Annotated in this window: 17 protein-coding genes; 9 read left to right on the top strand and 8 right to left on the bottom strand. The window is 52.4% G+C overall.

Annotated elements, in window-relative coordinates; translation table 11 throughout:
• Position 1: 1 nt before the first annotated feature.
• Positions 2-1006 (bottom strand): GlxA family transcriptional regulator, encoded by a 1005-nt coding sequence (locus ABWV47_RS07660; protein ID WP_353310371.1) that lies wholly within the window; start codon positions 1004-1006, stop codon positions 2-4.
• A 361-nt stretch (positions 1007-1367) separates the two neighbouring features.
• Between ABWV47_RS07660 and ABWV47_RS07655 the strand changes: the two genes are divergently transcribed.
• From ABWV47_RS07655 to ABWV47_RS07645, 3 genes are read left to right on the top strand one after another with little or no spacing between them, the layout of a single operon-like run.
• Positions 1368-1835, top strand: a complete 468-nt coding sequence (locus tag ABWV47_RS07655) for a YHS domain-containing (seleno)protein (RefSeq protein WP_353312052.1) — start codon at positions 1368-1370, stop codon at positions 1833-1835.
• 7 nt (positions 1836-1842) lie between these two features.
• Entirely contained in the window at positions 1843-2292 is a 450-nt protein-coding gene (locus tag ABWV47_RS07650; protein ID WP_353310368.1) for a rhodanese-like domain-containing protein, read from the top strand.
• A complete protein-coding gene (locus ABWV47_RS07645) occupies positions 2292-3128 on the top strand; it encodes a CE1 family esterase (RefSeq protein WP_353310366.1) in 837 nt (278 codons plus the stop codon). The genes ABWV47_RS07650 and ABWV47_RS07645 overlap by 1 nt, the downstream gene beginning before the upstream one ends.
• 61 nt (positions 3129-3189) lie before the next feature.
• Here the strand turns inward: ABWV47_RS07645 and mdoH are convergent, their stop codons facing one another.
• The 6 genes from mdoH to ABWV47_RS07615 all read right to left on the bottom strand — a co-directional run bounded on the left by mdoH (position 3190) and on the right by ABWV47_RS07615 (position 12098).
• A complete protein-coding gene (gene mdoH / locus ABWV47_RS07640; RefSeq protein WP_353310364.1) occupies positions 3190-5079 on the bottom strand; it encodes a glucans biosynthesis glucosyltransferase MdoH in 1890 nt (629 codons plus the stop codon).
• Positions 5076-6599 (bottom strand): OpgD/OpgG family glucan biosynthesis protein, encoded by a 1524-nt coding sequence (locus ABWV47_RS07635; RefSeq protein WP_353310361.1) that lies wholly within the window; start codon positions 6597-6599, stop codon positions 5076-5078. The genes mdoH and ABWV47_RS07635 overlap by 4 nt, the downstream gene beginning before the upstream one ends.
• Positions 6586-7800: an OpgC family protein gene (locus ABWV47_RS07630; protein WP_502959690.1), complete on the bottom strand. Its 1215-nt coding sequence runs from the start codon at positions 7798-7800 to the stop codon at positions 6586-6588. Before ABWV47_RS07630 ends, ABWV47_RS07635 begins: the two co-directional genes overlap by 14 nt.
• Positions 7801-7821: 21 nt before the next feature.
• Positions 7822-9186 carry a tetratricopeptide repeat protein gene (locus ABWV47_RS07625; protein ID WP_353310358.1) on the bottom strand — a complete coding sequence of 455 codons (1365 nt, stop codon included), beginning with the start codon at positions 9184-9186 and terminating at the stop codon, positions 7822-7824.
• A 97-nt stretch (positions 9187-9283) separates the two neighbouring features.
• Complete coding sequence (locus tag ABWV47_RS07620; RefSeq protein ID WP_353310356.1) at positions 9284-10510, bottom strand: CaiB/BaiF CoA transferase family protein; 1227 nt, start codon at positions 10508-10510, stop codon at positions 9284-9286.
• Positions 10500-12098, bottom strand: a complete 1599-nt coding sequence (locus ABWV47_RS07615; protein ID WP_353310353.1) for a thiamine pyrophosphate-binding protein — start codon at positions 12096-12098, stop codon at positions 10500-10502. The genes ABWV47_RS07620 and ABWV47_RS07615 overlap by 11 nt, the downstream gene beginning before the upstream one ends.
• 617 nt (positions 12099-12715) lie before the next feature.
• On the opposite strand from ABWV47_RS07615, the gene ABWV47_RS07610 reads away from it, so the two are divergent.
• From ABWV47_RS07610 to ABWV47_RS07590, 5 genes are all read left to right on the top strand, one after another.
• Entirely contained in the window at positions 12716-14128 is a 1413-nt protein-coding gene (locus ABWV47_RS07610) for an HlyD family secretion protein (RefSeq protein WP_353310350.1), read from the top strand.
• A 3-nt stretch (positions 14129-14131) separates the two neighbouring features.
• A complete protein-coding gene (locus ABWV47_RS07605) occupies positions 14132-15718 on the top strand; it encodes a glycosyltransferase (RefSeq protein ID WP_353310347.1) in 1587 nt (528 codons plus the stop codon).
• A 99-nt stretch (positions 15719-15817) separates the two neighbouring features.
• Positions 15818-17248 carry a mannose-1-phosphate guanylyltransferase/mannose-6-phosphate isomerase gene (locus tag ABWV47_RS07600; protein WP_353310345.1) on the top strand — a complete coding sequence of 477 codons (1431 nt, stop codon included), beginning with the start codon at positions 15818-15820 and terminating at the stop codon, positions 17246-17248.
• Between the two features lie 188 nt (positions 17249-17436).
• On the top strand, positions 17437-18831 hold the full coding sequence (locus ABWV47_RS07595) for a nucleotide sugar dehydrogenase (RefSeq protein WP_353310343.1): 1395 nt from the start codon (positions 17437-17439) through the stop codon (positions 18829-18831).
• 46 nt (positions 18832-18877) lie between these two features.
• Positions 18878-21496 (top strand): DUF6923 family protein, encoded by a 2619-nt coding sequence (locus ABWV47_RS07590; protein WP_353310340.1) that lies wholly within the window; start codon positions 18878-18880, stop codon positions 21494-21496.
• An 18-nt stretch (positions 21497-21514) separates the two neighbouring features.
• Here ABWV47_RS07590 and ABWV47_RS07585 read toward each other — a convergent pair whose 3' ends face one another.
• Positions 21515-22129: a response regulator transcription factor gene (locus tag ABWV47_RS07585; RefSeq protein ID WP_353312048.1), complete on the bottom strand. Its 615-nt coding sequence runs from the start codon at positions 22127-22129 to the stop codon at positions 21515-21517.
• Positions 22130-22471: 342 nt separating this feature from the next.
• Between ABWV47_RS07585 and ABWV47_RS07580 the strand changes: the two genes are divergently transcribed.
• On the top strand, positions 22472-22963 hold the full coding sequence (locus tag ABWV47_RS07580) for a putative pterin-binding protein (RefSeq protein WP_353310338.1): 492 nt from the start codon (positions 22472-22474) through the stop codon (positions 22961-22963).
• Positions 22964-22995: the final 32 nt, after the last annotated feature.

Below are 22995 nucleotides of genomic sequence, written 5' to 3'. Positions count from 1 at the left end.
ATCAGGTCGACGGCACGGGACGGTTGTGCTCGACTCTGAAGCGATTGACCCGTTTGCGCTCTTCACTGGGCGTGAGGCCAAATTCTGTTCGGTAGTGCTTTGCTAGGGTGGCAGTTCCCGAATAACCGACAGATTGGGCGATTTCGGTCAAGCTCACACCTGAATAAACAACCATCTGCCGTGCTGCATTCATGCGGAGCGTGCGATAGTATTGCAATGGACTTTGATCAAGTGACTGCTTGAAGAACCGCTCCAATTGGCGTGGGGACGTGTTGACCTGTTCCGCGACATCGCTAATGGCCAGTGGGTCTTCAAGGTTCTGAGAGAAAATATCGATCGCGCGTGCGACAGGTTCGGGCATATCTTTCGCCAATCCGTCCGTCTTAAAGGCCGGTACACTTTGGCTCACGCCTTCTGATCGCACGAGTGGGTGTTGAAACCAACAGGCGACTTCGGTCATGATCGTTCCGTCCAAAGTGTTTTCGATGAGGCGAAGCATCATATCAAACATCGCACTCGATCCCGATGCCGTCAGGCGTCCGCGATCAATGACAATGACATCATCATTTGACTTGATATCGGGATATTTCGTCTGGAAGGCTGACTTGTAACACCAATGGACCGAGCAGGTTCGGTCCAGCAAAAGTCCAGAATCCGCCAAGGGAAAAATGCCCCCGCTAGCGGCTCCGATTTCGGTGCCGTGGCGTACGAGATGACGCAAACGTCCATTTCCTGCTTGCGGGTTACTAAAGGTACCCTGAGGGCTGGATAGCAAAAATAGGTAGTCCAAAGTTTCTGCGCTGCCCAAAGCTTGATCCGGTTGAAAAACAACGTTTGCGCTGGCCGTGACTGGGGCGCCGGACTCGGAAAGAACAGTCCAAGAAAATGACGTTTTCTCAGCAATTTCGTTGGCTGCACGCAACGGTTCAATTGCCGAGGTCAAACAGGCCATTGGGAACCCAGGAAAAATGAGAAATCCGACGTGGACGGTGTCTTTGGCGGGCATTGGTCGTTTCCGATTGCGATTTGGGCGGGAGTGTATTCTGCTTTCGAAGCAGAAACCACTAAGTAACAATCTCCAACCGGTGGTCACCTTCCTGAACGTAGAGCGAGCTGAACTGCTGATTGGTTTGCCGGTCTATCTGCTGCCTGACTGGCCGCCTAATCCGAAACAGACCTCATTTAATTTGCATACCTGCTTGGATGAGTTTTGGTTGGGAGTCTTGTAGACACAAGTGATCACAGGGTCGGGAGCACGGGTAGTCTCGCTTGAGCGGCGTGATAATGTTTCTACAAACATTCATCTAAGAAGGAGACACCCAGTGAAGTGGATTTTTGCATCTGCGATTTTTTCTGTTGCAGCCAATATGGCATTTGCAGGCGACCAATACGTCGATGAAACGGGTTTCGCCGTTTCAGGACATGATGTGGTTGCATATTTTGATTTGGAACCCGCGCCTGTAGGCTCCGCACAGCCGGCAGCGGTCGCCGGAGACAAAAATATCACCGCCGAGTACAACGGTGCGATGTTTGCGTTCTCTACCGAAGCCAACAAGGAGACCTTCCTGCAAGACCCAGAAAAATTTGTGCCAAAGTTTGACGGGCATTGCGCTTACGGTGTTTCCAAAGGCGGCAAAGTCCCAGGTAATCCCAACCTGTGGAGGATTGTTGATGGTGAGCTTTACTTGAACATTACCGAAGCAGTGGTGGGATTTTGGGAAGAAGACATTCCAGGTAATATTTCACTGGCCGATGGGAATTGGGACGGTATCGAGGCAAAGCCTGCATCGGATCGCACCATTCCCAACTACACGTCTTCTGCCCCTTTGAATTGAGTGGAATATGATACTGTCGCGCCGACTGTTTCTTGCCCTTGGAGGGGCCTTGGCGATTGGCGCGACAGCGTATCATTTGAACGTGGGCAACCGCTCACACGAGGCGACCACTCTCGTAATGTCACCGACTGAGGCGCATCAGGCGGCCCAAACGGGTGACATTTTGTTGGTTGATATCCGACGGCCTGATGAGTGGCAAAAGACAGGTGTGCCTTTGCACGCGCTGACATTGGATCTGAGGATGCAAGAGTTTGTGAGTGAACTTCAAGAAGCGCGGGTGTCACACAATCAGCCGATTGCCGTGATTTGCGCGCGGGGGGTGCGATCAGCCAAACTCAGCAGGCAACTAAAGAAAGCCGGCATCGGTCCGATTTTCGATGTCTCTGAAGGTATGTTGGGCTCTCGTTTGGGGCCGGGTTGGTTGGGCCATGGTTTGCCAGTGAGAAAGGTGCAGTGATGCGGTTTGGTTTTTGGGGGTGTTTGGCTTCTGTTCTGACGTTCGGGACATCGATCCAAGCGTGCTCAAGTGAAACACCGTGCGATGTTGGTGGGCGCTCCTACTACATTGCGATGCCTGAAAATGTGGATAGGCCTGTACCCGCGGTGGTTTATGTTCACGGGTGGGGCGGAAGCGGCAAAGGCGCATTGCGCAACAGCGGCATGGTGTCCGGTTTTTTGGCGCGCGGAGTGGCAGTTGTCGCACCGGATGGCGTGGTACGCGAAGGGCGCAACGGCCGGAGCTGGCGGTTTCACCCAGATTCCGGCGCGCAGTTGGATGATATCTCTTTCCTGGTCGCTGTGCGCGATGATGCGGAGGGTCGATTTGACCTTGATCCAAATCGGATGATTTTAGCAGGTTTTTCCATTGGCGGTTCTATGACTGCGTATTCGGCATGTTTGAAGCCGGAAGCCTTTGCGGCTTACGCCCCATTAGGTGGAAATTTTTGGCGACCGCACCCCACGGAGTGTGCAGGGCCAGTGAGGCTGTTGCATACGCACGGTTGGACGGACGGAACGGTTCCGTTAGAAGGGCGGGTGGTAAATGGTCGCCCGGCAGATGATCCTGATGCCTTGGTGCAAGGAGACATCTTTCACGCAATGTCAGTGTGGCGCGAAACCAACCAGTGTGACAATTTGAAAGCGGATCGGTTTGACACGGACGGTCCTTATTGGCGACGTATTTGGGATCGTTGCTCACCGGATTCAGCACTAGAGTTAGCGTTGTTTCCCGGAGGACATTCTATTCCACGCAGCTGGCCAGATCTCGTAGTGGATTGGTTCGAAGGGCTTTGATGTTTCACTTTGCCGTCGACAATTTGCATGGGCACTAGTGGGAACCCCCGTCGACTGCCGCCTATTCTGCGGCAATCCTTTGTGGAGACGGTGTTTCTGTCAGAACTGATTTCATCCAAGCACGTTCACTGCGCGCAAGAGCAACAATCTTGGGCTCGACAAGTGTGTGGGGCGTGTCGAGGCGCAATACACGGGCCGTGGCGTTTGCAACCGATATAGAGCTGAGTTTGGACAGTGGAACAGCCGCTGCAAGGCTGATTGCAATCGGAAGGATCCAAGCTGATATGTCTGCAAAGAGTATGCCTCCCAAAAGAGCACATCCAAAGACTGTCTCGATCCAGTGAAATCTCAAACTCTGAAGCCAACCATAGCCTTCTTCGTTTCGATTTTGAGGTGCCCATCCTGATTTACGCCCTGCAAATGCCGACAGCGCTGCGATGGTGTGATGCACCATCATGATCGGCGCGTATAAGACCGACAAGAGCAGCTCTACAGCCATAGATCCTACAAAGAGCCGAGTTGAGCCGTAGGCTGCTCGCGTTTGCGGTTGAAAGCCAAAAATGACTGCACCGGCCAATTTTGGAAATAACAACATTCCGTAGATGAAGAGCAAAAAGAACCAAACCATGTTGTCTGTGGTCTGTTGCCATATGGGCATCAGCGGATTTGCAGGGGAAAAATAGCTGATCGCGGTGTCGTCGGTTACACCAACAAATGCCCACAAAATGGTGACGGCAAGCCAAGCGGGTGACATCAGGAATGCCAGCGCCCCAAGAAGGAGGTGAAACCGAGAAATGACATGGAACCCGCTTGCAGCGAGTATGCGGAGGTGTTGCATGTTGCCGTGGCACCAACGGCGATCACGTACAACGTAGTCTATCAGTGTTTGTGGGGTTTCTTCATAGCTGCCATCAAGACGGGGGAGTAGACGTACAGCCCAGCCTGCACGCCTAAGCATGCCTGCTTCAACAAAGTCATGGCTGAGCAATAGTCTCGAGTCGCCACGCCATCCTTTCAAGTGCGGCAATCGCGCACTTTCAGCGAAGGCCCTTGTACGGATAATGGCATTGTGCCCCCAATAGTTGCCTTCATGTTGAGACCAACTCGCCAGACCTTCGGCGACCAGCCAACCATAGACCGAATTTGAGAACTGTTGGACGCGGCCAAACAAGGTTTGCGCGCCAATCAGCATTGGGCGGCTTTGAATGAGGCCTGCGTCCGGATCATCTGCCAAAGCGCGCGTGAGTTGGTGAATGGCGCTGCCACTCATAAGGCTGTCAGCGTCCAAGACCACCATTGCGTCATGGGCTGCGCCCCAGTTTTCAACCCAGTCGGTAATGTTCCCGACCTTCTTATCCGTGTTGTCCTTGCGCCGGCGATAATAAACATCGGTGTTTGGACAACAGTGCTCTCCTAATTTGTGAAAGGCGCGTTCCTCTAAAATCGCCGTTTCAGGATCACGTGTGTCGCTTAAGATAAACAGGGCATAGCGGTCACCACCTGCGTTATCGGAAAGTTCGCGCAACATAGCAGATGCGTTGCCAAAGACGTCCCATGGTGTCTCGTTGTAAACAGGCATCAAAAGCGCGACATCGCGTTGAGAGTGCGAAAGCTGTGGTTTGGCAACTCGAACATTTCCCAGCGCAAGGCTGAGCAGCCCCAGACATGCGTTGGTCGCCGAAAACACCAGCCAGACTGTCGAAAGTGCGACCAAGCCCAAGACTAGAATATCTATCGCGGACACGCCTCCAAAACTGAGGTAGCGCATGACGGATAGGCAGAGCACGAACGTTAAGGCGATCGACGGCACAAATGCGGCTATCCGCCAAAGTAAAACCGTTGGACGTGCACGTTTGTGCATGCCGCGCCTACTTCCAACCTTGGAGAAGGTTTGCTTCGGCATATTAAGTGGCGCGCGTTCAGGCATATGCGCGGCGGCGTATTGCGTCATGCAGTCCACCGGTAGAGCCAGACTTCACTTAGTGGTGCGCCTGCCAGTCGGAGCTGTGCGCGAAACTCGATAAGAGTTTCTTCGCCAGTGTGAAACTTGAAAGCCAGCCGGGGACCGCCCGTCTCAGGATTGCGTTGAAGTACTCCCGAGGACACTTCGCCCGCAGTGCTTTCGACGTGTATTTCGACTTCAGAGAGATCTTCTGGTACAGAGCTAGCGGGGGCGAAGTCGATCGCAACGATCGTGCCGTTGTTTTCAAATGCTGCACCTATCATTGTATTCAGGACACTTATGCCCTGGCCCTGTTCGGTCTCTTCTCCCCAAGTTAGGCGATAAGAAAACGTCGCTTCTGACCCGCGTTTGAGGCCGGCTTGAGGCTTCCAATAACACACAATGTTGTCGTAGATTTCTGATTGTGTAGGAATTTCTACCAGCGTCACAGCACCGGGTCCCCAATCGCCTTCGGGTTCTATCCAGACGCCGGGACGTCGATGATACAAAGCTTGTAGATCCGCAAAGTCTCCGAACTCTCTTGCGCGTTGCAGAAGACCAAAACCTTTTGGGTTGTTGTCGATAAACTCGCTGATCTGAAGCGTGTTTGGGTTGGCGAGTGGACGCCAAAGCGTTTCACCTGCGCCGTTTACGATAGAAAGCCCATCGGTGTCATGTACCGCGGGACGAAAGTCCGAGAAACGATGGCGGTTTGTCTGATCGTACTGGAACATGGAGGTGAGAGGCGCGATGCCGACATTTTCCAGATCCACTCGGGGAAAGACATGACTTGTAACATCCATGGTCAGCGGCTGCCCAGGCGTGATTTCAAACCTATAGGCCCCGGTACAGCTGGGGCTATTGAGCAGCGCATGCACCACGAAGGTTTGTGAACCAGATTGCGGCTTCTCTAGCCAAAATGCGCGAAACTCCGGGAACTCCTCCCCGTCCGGTGATGCTGTGTTGATTGCCAAACCTCGAGCTGATTGGCCGTAGATATCGCCGGTTCCAATGGCGCGGAAATAGCTGGCCCCTTGGAAGACAGCGAATTCTTGATAGATGCCTGGCTTCTCCAATTCGGCGCGCAAGCGCAAACCGGAGTATCCCAGTGTATCGTCGGTCGGTAGATCTGGGAACTTGTCTGTCTTGTCAAAGACTTCAAAATCAAAGCGCAGCGGCCGTGCCATACCGTCTTCGACAATGGAAATATCGATGGGATGTGGAAAGTACAGTCCGGGTGCAAACACATCCAGTCTAAGAGGTGTTTCACTTTCGTCGTTCCACAAGGCGTTGCGTACATCGAACCAGATTGAAACGTAGTCTTCGTAGGCGATGTCGGTCCATTCTTTTGGCACACGTGCAGGGGGGTGGTAGGGGTGTTTGCTGAGGGTGCGCGCTAGGCCCAATACATCAGCAGGATCGAAGGGTGTGGGGCCGTCAAGTTTCAGTCCGGGTTCATGGGTGCCCTCGGCCCACGCAGGCGAGGCGGCAAGCGCAGCGAGGCTCGCTATAAAGTCACGTCTTAGCATTTGAAGGGCTCCGAGATCGCCAAGGTTGAGATTTGAATTTGGCGGCGCCATATGCCACGCCGACAATTAATGCTGCGCCGAAAAAGTTGACCCAGAGCATTGAAAAATGGGTTCGGCCTACTTGGTCAAGCAAGGCACCCATAAGTCTTGCAAGGAACATCGATGCGATGAACACAGCCAAAGATTGCTGTCCTACCTTTAGAACCATGGTCAGAAGCATTTTCCATGTCGCGCCCAGTTTTGATGTAGGATCACTTGGCAACAAACGCTTGCCTGTGGGGCCTGCCAGCATCCAAGCTACGTAAGCCAAAGAGAGAAAATGAACGTATCGCAGGACGCCAAAATTGGTTTTGTTGAAAAGGAACGTCCACTCTTTTCGCCACTCTAAGAACCAAGGAAAGGCATTAAAAACCCGAAAGTGCGCAAATGGGACAGTCACCAACACTATGAGAAACGCAGCAACGAACAGACGCGTGTCGATTGGCGGCGCTTTGATCCAACCTGCGTTCAATGCAAAGCCCGTAAAAAAGATGAGCTGCCAGCCGAAAGGGTTAAAGAACCATGATCGATCTGACCAGGGCTCGGCAGGGAAATTGATGCCGTATAGGTTTGCAGAAAGCCATACTGTGATAACAGCGCCAAAGAACAGCGCCTTGTGAATATCCGCTAGGACGACAGCTATCGGCAGCATGGCGAGAATGACCAGATACATTGGCAGGATATCGAAATAATTCGGAACATATGTGAGGGTCATTAAGCCCAAGAGATTGTCCTGAGTGTTTTTAAAGAACGGGTAAAGGTTGAGTTGGGCGACGTAATCGCGGCCGTCTGGAAGAAGACTGTTTAGAGCCACCATTGCTGTGGAAATGGCGAAGAATAGACAGATGTGTGCCCAATAGATCTGCCATATTCGATAGCTGATCCGCATGGTGCCCATAAGATTGCCTTGCTCGCGAAACACGCGCCCAAAGGCAAGTGCACTTGCCATACCTGAGCAGAAGACAAACACTTCGGTTGCGTCTGAGAACCCAAAGCGTGCAGGAATCCATAGGGTAAGCCAGTTCCCGGGGACATGTGCGATTAAGATGATGAACATCGCGATCCCACGGAAGAAATCGAGCCGAACGTCGCGTGTATTGACGGCCGCTTTCGTTGCGGAGGTCGGCAAGGCCTGAGCAGGTGCAAAGGTCGTGTTACCCACAGTTTGTTTCCTTGTTCAGGCTTAGTTCGCCGCTGTTGACGCAGCGGAAAAGGAGCGAAGTTTTGAAATTTGGGACATGCGGGACGCTGCAAATGAGTCCTCATGGCCACCGCGTAAAAGTGTGCGGGCACGTAGCAATGTTTCGGTTTCGGCCAAACGACCGGCGCGCAGACCAGCTTCGATTGTCAAACGCTCAAAAATATCGCGCTGTGCATGACTCCCGCCCATCGCTTTGAAATTGGTTTGCGCCGATCGAAGGTGCGAAAAAGCGGTGGCGTAATTTGCGCCTCCAAAGGCTACAAGTCCTTCGCATGTTGCGACGCCGGGAGACTTCATGATGCAAGCCGCCTCATCGTTGTTACGTGCATCGTATGCGACGCGGGCGTTCAGACGCGCGGCGGCGTCAGGCCGCTGCTCGCCGATAAGGGCCAGCATGTAATGCATGTCCGCAAAAGTTAAGCAGCCGTCATCAGTACGTTTTTCCGCCAAATCTGCCAATTCGGCCCAGCGATTTCCAACATTGATACCTTCAATTTCCAAGCGCATGAGAAGGGAGCTGGCATTGGAGAAATCGCGGTAGTCGTCAGTTTTTTCGTCTCGAACTTTGGCATCATAGAGGTCCAGAACAGTGCTGATGTCACCTTGATCAAGGTGCAACAGGGCCTTGTGCCACCAAACGTGGAAACGGAAGTTGTTGCAGTGCCCCCAAGCCTCCAAATTGCTGTCGATGAGGGAGATCCCTTGTTCTGTCATATGGGTCATATCGTAGACATGCGCCACGGCGTGTAGGCCCCAAGCATCATCGGACGCAAATTCGAGTCCGCGCAGTCCCACCCGTTCCGCTTTGTCGTAGCGGCCGTTTTCTTCCAGCGCAAACGCGTGACATCCCAAGGCATATCCATAGAGCGGGTGTGCAGTACCATGGGCGCTGATGACACTCTCAACCGACCGTAGCATCCCGTGGCTGTCACCCAGCATAAAACGTATACCGTGAGACAACTTCATGCTGATCGTATCCGCTGGATTGAGGCGCATCGCAGCTTCCATTCGGGCGATAGACTGAGATGGTTTTCCATGAAGCCAATCTGCGAGCGAGGCACACCATAAGCGTTCTCGCTCTGTTGCCCCTCCAAGAGACAGGCAGCGCTTGGTTTCCTTAAGAGCATCACGTGCCACATGCACCATTTCGCGCCGCCCCAACATCAGACAACTTAGACCTTTGATAGCGTGGCCCATTGCATAGTCAGGAGCGAGTGAAAGCAAGCGGGTGAGATGTTGGCCTGTGGATTGCGCGTGCGATAGCACGCCGAGGATGACACTGTTCCATTCGTCTAAGGCAGCCTTATCGGATAGGCTCACTTCGCAATCACTGATATCTGTCAGCATTATTAGACCTTTCGAACGCATCAAGAGTGTTGGTCCGACTATATGGCTGCCGCAGAATCCGCGCACTTCACCAAACCGTTATGGCTCTAAAAGGTGATCAGTTTTCACCCTTTCGTGATCTGTGTTGGGATTTGTGTTGCGACAGAAGGGCAAGTATGTCTTTGGAATCTTCGCCAAAACGCGGAGGAGATTTCGCGTATTGCACAGGCGTTTTTGAAAACTTCAGCGGGTTTCCAAGCACATTCACACTGCCTGATGTCGCAGTCGAGGATGGAACATTGACAACGCTCTCGCGTGCAATCGCTTGAGGCGAGGAAAGCGCTTGATCGATGGTATGAATCGGCCCGCAGGGAACGCCTCGACTTTTCAAAATTGAAATAACTTCACCCGTGCTTCTGGCACATAATGTTTCAGTAATGGCGGTTTCGAGAGCGGCTCGATTTTGTAACCTTAGCGGATTTGTTTCAAACTTGGGGTCGTGTTTCAGATCGTTGCGGTCAAACGCGGTGCAGAAAGATTGAAATTGGGTGTCGTTGCCGACTGCAAGGATCACATGCCCATCAGAGGTTTCAAAAACATTGTAAGGCGCAATGTTCGGGTGGCCGTTCCCGCGCCTTTTTGGTGGGCTGCCGGAGGTGAGGTAGTTTGTGCCCTCATTGATGAGCCAAGCCATTTGGCTGTCTACGAGTGAAAGATCAATTTGCTGACCCTCTCCTGTCGCTTCAGCATGACGGAGCGCGGCCAACATGCCGATTGTTGCGTACATACCGCACATCACATCGGCGATCCCGACGCCAACTTTCATGGGTGCCCCCTCTGGGTCTCCGGTGATGGACATGATGCCGCCAAAGCCCTGCGCCATCAGATCATACCCGGGCTGATCACGGTTGGGGCCAGTTTGTCCAAACCCAGATATAGAGCAATAAACAAGGTCCGGGTTGAGCGCACTCAAAGAGGCATAATCAAGTCCGTATTTTTTGAGCCCACCGGGCTTGTAATTCTCGATTACAATTTGGGCCTGAGAGGCGATTTGTTTAACGAGGTCTTGGCCCTCTCTTGTTGACAGGTCGGCGGAGACCGAAAATTTGTTGCGGTTGGCGGAAAGAAAATAGGCGCTGAGATCGCTTTTTCCATCGATCGTTTGCACGTACGGCGGTCCCCAACTTCGAGTGTCATCGCCCCCCGTGCTTGGGTTTTCGATCTTGATAACCGTGGCGCCCAAATCCCCCAAAAGTTGGGTTGCGGTCGGGCCAGCCAAAATACGACTCAGGTCCAAAACAAGAACGCCGTCTAACGCCCGAGGCGTGGGGTTATCAGAAGGCATTGTCGTAGGCTTTTTTGTCGATTTGAACTGCAATCACGGTAAAAGTATCGGCGTTTTGCGCTTGACTAAGTGCGTCACGAAGCGCGTCTTCGTTAGAAACTGATACACCTTTGCCACCAAAGGCAAGCCCGACGGCCGCGATGTCCGTACCTGTGAAGTCTACACCGACATTCTCGAGTTTTCGCCCGCGTTGCTTGAGTTCGATTAAGGCCAAGGACGCATCATCAAAAACCACAAAGATCGTTTTAAGGCCGTGGTCGGCGGCGGTTGCTAGCTCTCCTACAACCATCAGAAAACCAGCGTCACCGCTAAAGGACACAACTGTGCGGTTGGGTTCTACGAGCTGTGTTCCGATTGCGAGCGGCACTGCGCATCCCATCGTGCAAAATCCAGAGGATTGAGTGAGCGCGCGGGGAAACTTACAGGTCCACATCTGACTGAGCAAAATGCGATGGGCACCACTGTCTGCGGTTGCCAAAGTGTCGAGCGGCAACATTTCTTGGCAGACACTTATGGCACGCGCAGGTCCCCATTCCTCTCTAGGCGGAAAGGCTGCGTGCAGTGCGGATTTTATACTCTCGATTTCAGGGACTTCCCAACTGCCATTTGTGGTCTCGGGAAGAAGCGCATGAACGCTTGCCCCGCAATCACCAACAAAGCTGTAGGTGGAGTGATGCATGTAGTGGTGGTTGGGCTCCGCTGTGATGTCTATCACCACCTGTGTTTCAGGATCCCATGGGGTTTGCCAACCGATGCGCATTTCAACGGGGTCATAGCCAATGGCCAAGATGACGTCGGCCTGCTGAACCACGGGTAGCAGAATTTTATCTGCCTTCGGTGACAGTCCTGCCCCGCCCAAAGACAAAGGGTGATCTTCGGAAAGCACACCTTTGGCTTTATAGGAAGTGATGACAGGTGCGCCCAAGCGCTCCGCTGCGGTTTTGACCGCTGCGGCATTCGCGTCACTCAGCGCGTCGAGCCCCACAACTATCAGCGGTTTCTTTGCTTCTCGTAAGGCAGCCTGAGCAGTGGCCAGATCACCACCTGAGGGAACCATTGGGCTGGCTGCTACGCGCTTTCTGCCTTCGCCGTGTGCCGGAGCGTCGGCGACTGAAATAGGCACGTCGATGTGGACCGGTCCCGGACGCCCTTCCGTCGCAATTCCGATCGCCTTGTCGATAATAACGTGGGCGGTCGCGGCGTTCAAAGTGAAGCTAGCTTTGGTGACATTCTCAAACACACGCGCTTGGTCAAGCACTTGGTGGGTGTAGACTTGTGCCGTTTCTGGATCCACGCAGCCCGTCAAAATAATCAATGGTACACGATCTTCGCGCGCATTTTCGACTACGTTGATGCCGTTCAGCGCGCCGGGGCCAACAGTGGTAAGCAAAATGCCGGGCGCACCCGTACGGTGATAGGTGGCTTCCGCCATAAAGCCTGCTGCATTTTCGTGGCGTGCCAGAACAAATTGGATACCAGCCTTTTTCAGGGCGTCTAGAAGGGTCAGAACCTCCCCCCCCGGCATGCCAAAGGCCCACCGGCATCCTTGTTCATAAAGTCTTTTTGCAATCACATCAGCCGCGCGCATATCATGTCCAATCTTTCCTGAGCTTTGTCGTGTATCAGACGGGGCCCTGAAGCAAGTCAACGCACGGAAACGTCATCTAGCGTGATTAGATGGAGTTGGACGCATTTGCGATCAGTGCTCTGGTTTCTTCGTCTTACAAAAAGTGAGCTGGCGGCAAGGAAGCCAACATGACCAATTGCGCAACGGCCACTGAGGCTTGCATCATACGACTTGACCGCTCGTCAGCTTTTTTCCGGTGATGGACGAAGTCTTGTGGTCAAATAGGACTGCGATACTCTGGCCACAACCATAGTCAAGAACCGGCGTTCAGCCAGAACCGCTCTTGGTTATGGTAAGCCCGTACTTGGATTTTTCGTTGGGTTTTATGGTGCGATTTTCCCATTGAATTGAGACCGACACCTTTGTCGAAAATACTCAACGAAATTCATCGTCGACGAGCGCAAACTCACCCTATGGCACACGTATCTCATCTTTTGCGCGTTCGGATTGGGGGTTGCTCTTACCGACATATACTTCTGGTTAGGTCTGTGACCTATCGGAAGCTGACCGATACCTGCGCACAGTCTGTTTGTGCACAACCCGCGATAATATGAGGATGATTAGGGCACGAGGGTTCCGTGAAGATTCGTCATCAACATCCGAGTTCAGATTTGAGCTGGACAGTGCAAGCGCCGCTTACGCTGGAGACGCCTACTGGGGAAGTAGTCGATATCGACGCATGGTCTTTGGCTGGGCTGGTGTGGCCCGAAGCCGCGGGAGATTGCCCGCAAACGGGTGTTCTAAGTGTGCCTTTTCAGGGTGTCGACATCAGGTTTCCCGTTCGATTGTCGTCAAATAGCAGCACTGGCACTGCAGACTTTGAAGGTCTCAGCGGACGCCAAAGAGAGACTTTGGCAATTTTCTACCGTTCTCTGTTGTCCGGAAAAATGGCGAGTAGCGAGGATGTTATCACTAGTCTGGACACCCCGGTTGACTTGGTGCCGATGGGTGAGACGGAGAGTGAAATATCTCAAGTCGGCGCAAGAGTCCTGCCGGCGCCGATCCGGGTGATCCTGAATGTCGCGCTTTATGTCGGTCTTGCTATCTTAGTATCAACGGTGCTTGGAACGACGCTCTTTAACAGCTTTATGCGCATTGATCTCGAGCATGGCCGCGTGGTTGCTCCGATTGTGGATCGCTTGCCGGCAGGCGAAGGTTTCGTCAAATCGATTTCGGTGTTGCCTGGCGAGGCCGTGAAAGAGGGGGATATCCTGGTCCGCATAAAAGACCCCGTTGCAGAAGCACGGCTTACACATTCGAGAGCGCAGCTGTCCGTCGCCGAGAAGGAGCTTAGTGATCTCTTGCAGGCCATCGGCGATCTGGAAGACCTGCATACAGTGGCTTCGCCGCAAACACGCGCCGCGTCCGTCGTGCAGGTATATGCGCGATTTGTGGGAGACCGTGGATTTGAAAATATGTATGTGCGATGGACAGATCTCCTGGCGACTGACCCTGTTTCGGCTCTGCAAAATGATCCGTTTGTTTTTGCCCTAAGCCGTCTCAAAGAGGTTGAAACGGCGTTTCGTGCGAAAATTCGGGGCCTACGGGCTGCAAGAGATGCGCAACGAGGGGAATTAAATTCGAGTCACGTGAGAGCGCCCTCTGACGGAATTGTACATGAGATATTGGTTCGAAAAGGTCAGCCCTATCGACCATCTGATCTGGCGGTTGTGTTCGAAGCCGACACGCCAAGAGTTGTTGTTGGTTGGGTCAGTCAAAGTTACGCGCAAACAATTTTTGTGGGGATGCCTGCGAGCATAGGCCTTAACGTTGGTGGTTCACGACGCAATTTGGCAGGCGTCGTGACCGATGTCACTGCGGGTAGTGACCCTAGGCGACCTGGGGAATTTGGTATTCTTGTCACGGTCACATCCAAAACGCTTTCGTATGAGGAAACTAGGGAGCAGCTAAGAAGAAACGCTCCGGTTAGTTTGGAAGTCCGCAAAGCTATCGCCCAAAAATTCTTCGACAAAGTCAGCGCAGTGTTTTGAACCATGGTGAATATCGCGTCTGAATATGAGTTTGATAAGGATCTGACACTTAGGCTGCGGGATCTTCAAACCCCTCAACTGCCTTATTGGAGACGCTGGCCACTACAACATTTTCTGGCGCTGATGGTTGTCATAAATTTGTTGGTCTGGTTGGTTCTAAACGTGCCGAACCGCTTTTTGGATCCGAATGCGGTGCACTTGACTATCGTGTTGGGAAGCCTTGGTATTTGGCGGTTTGGGTGGTGGTTCACGCATGCGGTGCGGGCTTTTGTTTTCGCACGCTTTAAGTGGCCCGAAATGAGGCGCAGCGCAGACGCTCATTGGGACGCCGGATGGCGCCCCAAACGGTTACATATTCAGATGACAACGTACTTTGAGGAACCATCGATTACCAAACGGGTTATAGGGTCGATCCTCGGCCAAATCCGTAGAGAACAAATTCCTACAACACTCTACATTGGTTCGGGCAGCGCATTTGACGAACAAATCATCCGAGAATTCGTTGAAACCTATGCTCAAGATATCCCTGATGAATTGGCAGAGTTGGTATTCGTCCGGCAAAATCAGCCCGGAAAGAGAATGGCCATCGGGCTAATCCTGCGTGCAATTTGCCGCACGGCTGCTGATCCAGAGGATATGGTGATTTTTATGGACGGCGACGCGTTGTTTGGCGACGATGTTCTCAAAAAAACGCTTTCGATGTTTGCCCACGACCCGGAACTGCAAGCTTTGACAACCAACGAAGAAGTCATTTGCTACGGACCAGAATGGATTTCTAAGTGGCTCAACATGCGTTTTGCACAGAGACGATTGGCGATGCAAAGCCATGCTCTTGCAAAGCGCGTGCTCACACTCACCGGGCGCATGAGCGTTTTTCGCGCGCGTCACATTTTGGATCCAAAGTTTATCCGGACAATCGAGGCGGATCATTTGGATCACTGGCTGTGGGGGCGATTTCGGTTTTTGTCTGGAGACGACAAGTCGACTTGGTTTCGGCTGTTAAGTGTTGGTGCGAAGATGACGTATGTGCCCGATGCCACGGTTTACACAATCGAAGTAATCACAGAAAATGGACTGCTTCGTATGATTCAGAACTTTCGGCGTTGGTCGGGTAACATGCTTCGCAACGGAAGTCGGGCGATTGCATTGGGGCCCACCCAGATGCCATTTTTTATTTGGTGGTGCGTCGTTGATCAGAGGCTCGCCATGTGGACCATGATGGTGAGCCCTGTATTGGCTGTGTTGGGCAGTTTCGTCGCGCCTGGCTACTTTTGGAACTGTCTGATTTGGGTGCTGTTTTCAAGAGTTGTACTTTGCCTGTTTTTGATCGGGTACAGTCGTCGCGCCGATATGACTTGGCCGTTTATTCTGTACCTCAATCAGGTGATCAACGCGTCGGTGAAAATCTATATGATCTTCCATCTCTCCAAGCAGAAGTGGTCCAATCGGGGCAACCAAAGCGCTGGAGGCGACGCAGGAGTTTTAGATCAACTCAGAAGTGGGTTTGCGAAGTTTCAAATGGTCACCGCAGTAGCGTGCTTCTTAACTGTAATGATGATTTTCGTCGGGCTGATTGACGTGCCATTTTGAAACTCATCTATCCTTTTGAAAGTGGCCGCTAACCTTTCGCAAAGAACCAACGCGCTCTTCATCCGATAGCTTGAGAGGAGATAAGCAAGAGAGGTTCTCATGATCCATCCCATTATTCTAGCCGGCGGTTCCGGTTCCCGTCTGTGGCCTGTTTCACGTCGGAGTTTCCCCAAACAATTTGCCAATCTACTTGATGGCGCCAGTCTTTTTCAACGTACCGTGGAGCGCATGATTGCGCCGAACTTCGCTCCACCCACGGTTGTGACAGCGGAAGACTATCGTTTTATTGCGCAAAAACAACTCGCGGACATTCAAGCGCCTGTTTCTCAATTGCTTGTTGAACCCGTCGCCCGCAACACTGCTGCGTCAGTCTTGGTGTCGGCACTGTCACTCAAAGACACGCCTGATGCGGTTCTTCTGGTTGTTCCGAGTGATCAGAAAATACACGACGAACGAGCGTTCCATCGGGTTATTGTAGAAGCTGAGCGCGTCGCGCGAAACGGGTTGATCGTCGCTTTGGGTGTGCCTCCTACACGGGCAGCCACGGAATTTGGGTATCTCAAAGTGGAGGGTGGCAATGACGCCTCGGTGATGATTTCAGAATTTACCGAGAAACCTGATGCTGATCTCGCGAAAGCCATGCTCGAAGAAGGCAACTGGTTGTGGAACTCAGGTATGTTTTTGTTTCGGGTAGACACTGTCTTGAGAGCTTTCGAGCAGCACGCCCCTGAACACATTGGGCCAGCCGAAGCCGCCTTGGCTTTGGCCAGCGAAGATTTGGGGTTTTCTCGTCTTGAGAAGGATTCGTTTCAACGATGTCCCAACATTTCGTTTGACTACGCGATTATGGAAAACCTTCAGGAGTTCGCGGCGCTGCGGATGTCGGGGGGATGGAATGATCTCGGAAACTGGCAGACGATGAAGGAAGTTGAGGAAACTGATCCCAAAGACAACGTTGTTGCAGGCGATTGCACGGCGATTGATTGTGAAGGTTCGCTACTTAAATCCGAAGATGCAGGCACCAAATTGGTCGGGTTGGGATTGAAGGACATTATAGCGGTTGCGACCCAAGACGGCATTCTGGTGGCGGACAAATCTCGCTCCGCAGATGTCGGCCAAGTCGTTGACGTTTTGAGAACAGAAGGGGCTCCGCAAGCGGATAGTTTTCGGAGATGTTTTCGGCCCTGGGGATACTATGAAACATTGTCGCTTGGCCCCCGGTTCCAAGTCAAACGCATCATGGTAGAGCCCGGCGCGAAGCTGTCTTTGCAAAGCCATGTGCATCGTGCCGAGCATTGGGTGGTTGTCAGTGGGTCTGCTTTAGTCACCGTTGATAGCGATGTCACGCTGCTCTCAGAAAATGAAAGTACATACATACCGTTGGGTGCGGTTCACCGCTTGGAAAACCCAGGTAAGCTGCCGCTACATCTGATTGAAGTCCAATCTGGTTGTTATTTGGGTGAAGACGATATCGTCCGATACGAGGACATTTATCAACGTGAAGAGCCCACAAAAGACATCGTTCACTAAGAATTTCAGCCTACCCAGTTTAGTGAGCAATGCATGCCTGCATGGGAAACCATGCAGGCATTTTTGTTTTTGGCAGGAGCTAATCGAAGGTATAGGCGGGTGTTCCTTCGCTCTTCATTTCTGATCTTAAGTCATCAAGGCAACGAGACATTTTTCCATAAAATCATCTCAACCAGGAGGACAATTTTATGGAATATCGGAAGTTTTCTACCTTTGACGCAGAGATCGTTGTTACCAAACCTCATTCAAAGCCACGTATCAGTGTTGTCGGCCTTGGCTATGTTGGTGCTGTTTCGACGGCGTGCCTTGCAAAACTTGGACATGAAGTTGTCGGTGTGGATGTCGATGCGCACAAAGTGAAGCAAATCGGCAATGGCTGCAGCCCGATCCATGAGGCTGATTTGTCAAAAACGCTCAGCGAGGGTGTGGATGGCGGCTTGATCAGCGCGACACAAGACCTCAGAGCCGCAGTGGCAGACACAGATGTGACCTTTGTGTCTGTTGGTACGCCGACGGCAGCGGATGGCGGCTGTGATTATTCGTATATCGAGCAGGCTAGTGAAGCGATGGCCGAAGGTCTGCGCGGCAAAGAGGGTTTCCACGTCTTTGCGATGCGCTGCTCCATTCCGCCCGGCACCACGATGCGTGTTATGGCGCCGATTCTTGAGCGCATCTCCGGTAAGACGGTTGGGCGTGACTTTGGTGTGTGTTTTAATCCTGAATTCTTGCGTGAAGGCGTTGCGATTGACGACTTTCACAATCCGCCCAAAACAGTCATTGGCACAACCGATTTTGCAACTGCAGAAATTATGCGGAATATCTACGCCCCGGTTGATGCGAAGCCCATTCTGACGACCATCGAAGTCGCAGAGACCATCAAATATGTCGACAATGTATGGCACGCAACCAAGGTCTGCTTTGCCAACGAAGTGGGGCGTCTTTGCAAACCTCTGGGTGTTGACAGCCACGCGGTGATGGATGTGTTCACGCAAGACACGAAACTCAACCTGTCCCCATACTATTTGAAGCCTGGCTTTGCCTATGGCGGATCCTGCTTGCCAAAAGAAGTCCGGGCGGTGAAGCACGTTGCGGATACGCTTGGCGTTGATCTGCCAATGATTAGCAGTTTGGAACAATCAAATTCTGAGCAAATTCGACAAGCCGTGGAAATGGTGCAGAGGTTGGGTGCCAAGCGCGTGGGTGTTCTTGGGCTGGCGTTTAAGCAAGGCACAGATGATCTGCGCGAGAGCCCGATCTTGGAAGCCATGGCCGAACTTCAGCAACAGGGAGTCGAAATTGTTGCACATGATGCAGCTGTGACCAAAGACACCCCTATTGCTGGTCTGGCCAGCTACACACGACACGGCAGCAAAGGGCTATCTGAACTGGTGGATAGCTTAAAGGGCATGCTCCGGGACGATGTCGGTACGGTCATGGCGGAAGCAGAGGTGGTGATCGTCTGTCACAGCAACGACCTGTACCGCAGCGCCGTTGTCGGCAACCCAAATGTGCCTGTGATTGATGTTGTGCGCCTGTTCAAAACAGCTCCAGCCAGTGTGTCCATCAACGGCATTGGCTGGTGATCAAAGCACATTGACCCAACTTTAACTTTAAACGCGAGGACGCATTATGCCTGACAGCAACCTTTCCGCCATTCTTGGTACAGGTCTCTCTGACGAACAAACAGGAACATCCGCCGACGACATCATGATCGGTTTGGCAGGTGACGATAGCCTCTCTGGAGGAGCCGGGAACGACGAAATACACGGCGATTATTCAGAGAGTAACTTACTTGAGGGGACAAACAGTGCCGTCGGATTTCAAGACTATGCTGAAAGCGGTCACTGGACAGTCGTTGCGCTAGAAAATGGTCATCAGGCCATGTCTCAGGTCATCTCAACCGAAGGCGGTGGCGTCTACAATATGACATTTGATCTGGCGGCAAACTTTGCGGCCGGGCATGTGGGAGCGTCGATTGAGGTTTTGGTGGATGGGGTGGTTTTGGACACTGTTTCCACCGAAAGCGGAGCATTCACACAATTTGATGTTTCATTTGTCGCAGACGACAGCACCTCTGACATCACGATCCGATCCATCGATGGCACCGCAGGGGGTCCTGTAATCGACACATCTGGGCCCGTTCTCCACTATGCACGTGAAATGGAGATCGGTGGACAATCGGTTGAAGTCGCAGTTTTTGCAGAAGGGCAGTCAAATTTGTATCAGGTCCTCAACGGCACGCTACATGTGTTTGATGTTGAGACCCAAACATATGAAATGGCCGGTGCAGTGGGCACAGTGAATGTAAATTCAATGGGGTACAACGCCGAAGACGATCTGTTGTACGCAATTGCCGTTGGAAATGGAGTAGACTGCCTAGGAAACACAGTAAGTCGATCTGATTTGATCATGATCGATGCTGAGGGAAACAGCTATCGCATTGGCGAAACGCCATACCGTGCATGGACGGGAGATTTCGATGACAGCGGCAACCTGTGGTCCTTCCAATCGAGTATGGACCGAATTTCAGTCATTGATGTCAATCAGTTTGACGAGCAAGGTAATCCCGTAGTTACAGTGCATAATTTGCCAAATGATCTGGTTCAACATCGGGTTTACGATGTTGCGTTCGACTCAAACACGCAGTGTTTTTATGGAGTTGCACGGCCATCGGCTGAAGGAGAAAATACAATTCTTCTTGTGGTGGATATCTCCGGAGGAACTCCGGTCTTCACGACAGTTCCGGTCACCGCCACGGTGGTAGATGGCGTTGCGTTGGATGGCGCGCCGCTGGTTACATTCGGTGCCGCGATCATGGATGCCGACGGAAATCTGTTTGTTGGTGGTAACAACGGCGACCATGACATGAACGATGCGACTGGAAACGCAGGAGGCATCTATCAAGTTGTCATCGATCCGATCTCGGGAGAGGCAAGCCTGCACCTGATGACGTCAGCGCCAGGATCATACTCTAATGATGGTGCAGCTGACCCGACTGCCGAAAGCCCCTTTGTTCAGGTTGATCTAACTTCATCTGTTTTGATCCGCGATCTAGAACTTGTAGCGACTGCGGAAGGCGCTTTGACCTACAACGATACACTTGTTGGCGAAGCCGGAAACGATACGCTTTCGGGCGGCATTGGATCGGATGACCTGATTGGTGGTGGTGCCGGCGACACGTTGATTGGTGGCGAGGGCGATGACTACCTGGATGGCGGCGCAGGGCCTGGTTCTGTGAGCGATATTATTTCACATTACGACAGCGATGGTTTGCGGTTTGATCAATTTGGCAACCCCTTACCGGAAAACGATGACGTGCTTCTAGGGGGATCCGGTGACGATACATTGCGGGGATCTGCGGGGCATGACACTTTGGATGGTGGACAGTCCAATGACGTTCTGAGTGGCGGATCTGGGTCCGACTTTTTGTTTGGCAGCGGTGGAAATGACACGCTTTCTGGCGGTGGGCAAAATGACGTTCTGTCTGGCGGAGATGGTGCCGATGACATGACCGGCGGTTCTGGTGACGATAGGCTTTCTGGGGACGGCGGAGACGACGTTTTGAGCGGCGGATCTGGAAATGATACTCTCGACGGCGGTGAGGGTGGCGACCAGTTGACCGGCGGTTCTGGCGACGACGCTTTATACGGTGGTCTGGGCGAAGATAGCCTGATTGGCGGCTCCGGTAACGACGTTTTGGACGGTGGCACAGGTGCTGATAGCTTGCGAGGTGGTGGCGGAAACGACACGCTAGAAGGCGGTGGCGGCGATGACAATTTGCGTGGCGGAGCTGCGGATGACCTACTTATAGGTGGGGAGGGGCGCGATCAACTACGCGGAGACCGAGGGGATGATAGCATCGATGGCGGCGCCGGAAATGACTATTTGTCTGGAGCGAGCGGCGACGATACGCTCGACGCGGGGGCCGGAAACGATCGGCTTTATCTCGGTGCAGGTAGTGACATCGCAAGTGGAGGTTCGGGCGCTGATAGATTCGTATTTCGTTCTGATGATTTGGATGGATCGACTGACCAAATCCTAGATTTCAATCTAACGGAAGGTGATCGATTGGACTTCCGTGGCTTGGATACTGGAACGACAGAGTCGGATTTCGCTGCTTGGTTTTCAGAAAATGTATCGTTCGCTGGTCCCGACCTTCATTTCGGATTGGATAACGGTACAACGTTGATTTTGGTTGGCGGAGCCGAAGACGCGACAACCATCTATGACAATATCTTATTTGGCTGAAACTCGTATGAAGCAGGTTTATTCAAAACCTGCTTCTTTCGCCAAGATTGCAGCCTGAGTGCGGTTCTTGGCGTTGAGCTTCTTACATACAGTCCGCACGTGTAGCTTGATTGTGACCTCCTGAAGATCGAGATCTCGCGCAATCTCTTTATTCGATGCGCCTTTGCAGAGCCATGCCAACACTTGTTTTTCACGCATGCTGAATTGCTTAGAAAAATCGTTGTCCTCGCGTCCATCTTTGTCAGCCAATACGCTGGCGGGAACGAATGTTTCTCCTGCAATCATAAACCGGACGGCGTTCACAAGAGATTTGGCGCCCATCGTTTTTGGCAGAAACCCGATTGCGCCCGCAGCCAGTGCTTCGTGGGCCACTTTGTTGGTTGCCGTGCCACTGATGATTGCAAAGGCCTGATCCGGGTTTGCCTTGATCGCGTCGGTAAGCCCTTGAAGCCCATTCATGCCTGGCATGGAAAAGTCCAACAAAACGAGATCAAATGGTCCTTTCTGATCCAATGCCTTCATCGCTTCAAAAAAATCTGAAGCTGCTACAACAGCTGCACGCCCCTCGTTTGTCAGGTAAGCAGAAATGGTTTCACGGACCATGCCGTGGTCGTCGGCAAGCAAAATTCGCATGGATACAGGACGCCTTGTGCGATGATAACCCTTAGACACTAGCGGCTTGGTGTGAGTTCCGCCAGTGGTGTCAGCTGTATCTTCAAGTTGAACGTACTGCATTACTTTCTCCTTAATTTCTTTGTGTCGGAGGCCGTGAAGGTGAAGGCCTTGCAACATTGGATAACCCTATGAAATTTCGCATAGATACGTGCTCAGAAATGAAATCATAGGGTGTGAACGCCCATCGATCGTGTATCCAAGCTATACTTAAGGTTAGCTATTTGACCGAATGCACTGAGCAGCGCGACGGGTGCATGTGCGAGAAACCACCCCAATGAACATGCAAAGGGGAATAAGAACATGATGCATTTCAGGGGGCTGGTCGTAGCGATCGCAGTTTGTTTGCCGTCTTTTGGGGCTGCGTCTGATGTCTTGCTTTCGGTATCCGGAGACGTAGCATCTCCTCCGCAGGGCACTACATGGGCGTTGACGTCTGAAGACCTGCGCGGGATGCCCGCAACTGTGTTTGAAACGGAAACCATTTGGACCGAGGGGCCCCAAGTTTTTGAGGGGGTGTCCTTGAAAGCGTTGCTAAAGACAGTCGGAGCAAGTGGCGGAATGTTGCGAGCGACGGCAGCCAATGATTACGCAGTATCGATACCGGTTTCAGATGCGGTGGAAGGCGGGCCGATTATTGCCTATTCTCGGAACGGCGAGACCATGCCGTTACGAGACAAAGGTCCTTTGTGGATCGTTTACCCATATGATGATAACGAAAAATACAAGACAGAAGAGTTTTATTCACGCAGCATTTGGCAGCTCAATCGCCTTGAGGTGATTGGGGAGGAGTAATTTGAGGTCACTATTCGACGCATAGATAAACC

This window comes from Shimia sp. NS0008-38b (genome assembly GCF_040370365.1).
GTDB lineage: Bacteria > Pseudomonadota > Alphaproteobacteria > Rhodobacterales > Rhodobacteraceae > Shimia.
Note: the sequence above shows the minus strand (reverse complement) of the source record. Positions and strands in the feature narration are given on the sequence as shown.

Excerpts from the sequence above, each read along its gene's own strand:
- ABWV47_RS07625 (WP_353310358.1), bottom strand. The coding sequence starts at position 9,186 with ATGCTGACAGATATCAGTGATTGCGAAGTGAGCCTATCCGATAAGGCT.
- ABWV47_RS07605 (WP_353310347.1), top strand. The coding sequence starts at position 14,132 with ATGGTGAATATCGCGTCTGAATATGAGTTTGATAAGGATCTGACACTT.
- ABWV47_RS07660 (WP_353310371.1), bottom strand. The coding sequence starts at position 1,006 with ATGCCCGCCAAAGACACCGTCCACGTCGGATTTCTCATTTTTCCTGGG.
- ABWV47_RS07600 (WP_353310345.1), top strand. The coding sequence starts at position 15,818 with ATGATCCATCCCATTATTCTAGCCGGCGGTTCCGGTTCCCGTCTGTGG.
- mdoH (WP_353310364.1), bottom strand. The coding sequence starts at position 5,079 with ATGACGCAATACGCCGCCGCGCATATGCCTGAACGCGCGCCACTTAAT.
- ABWV47_RS07585 (WP_353312048.1), bottom strand. The coding sequence starts at position 22,129 with ATGCGAATTTTGCTTGCCGACGACCACGGCATGGTCCGTGAAACCATT.
- ABWV47_RS07615 (WP_353310353.1), bottom strand. The coding sequence starts at position 12,098 with ATGCGCGCGGCTGATGTGATTGCAAAAAGACTTTATGAACAAGGATGC.
- ABWV47_RS07645 (WP_353310366.1), top strand. The coding sequence starts at position 2,292 with ATGCGGTTTGGTTTTTGGGGGTGTTTGGCTTCTGTTCTGACGTTCGGG.
- ABWV47_RS07620 (WP_353310356.1), bottom strand. The coding sequence starts at position 10,510 with ATGCCTTCTGATAACCCCACGCCTCGGGCGTTAGACGGCGTTCTTGTT.
- ABWV47_RS07655 (WP_353312052.1), top strand. The coding sequence starts at position 1,368 with ATGGCATTTGCAGGCGACCAATACGTCGATGAAACGGGTTTCGCCGTT.
- ABWV47_RS07590 (WP_353310340.1), top strand. The coding sequence starts at position 18,878 with ATGCCTGACAGCAACCTTTCCGCCATTCTTGGTACAGGTCTCTCTGAC.
- ABWV47_RS07595 (WP_353310343.1), top strand. The coding sequence starts at position 17,437 with ATGGAATATCGGAAGTTTTCTACCTTTGACGCAGAGATCGTTGTTACC.
- ABWV47_RS07650 (WP_353310368.1), top strand. The coding sequence starts at position 1,843 with ATGATACTGTCGCGCCGACTGTTTCTTGCCCTTGGAGGGGCCTTGGCG.
- ABWV47_RS07635 (WP_353310361.1), bottom strand. The coding sequence starts at position 6,599 with ATGCTAAGACGTGACTTTATAGCGAGCCTCGCTGCGCTTGCCGCCTCG.
- ABWV47_RS07580 (WP_353310338.1), top strand. The coding sequence starts at position 22,472 with ATGATGCATTTCAGGGGGCTGGTCGTAGCGATCGCAGTTTGTTTGCCG.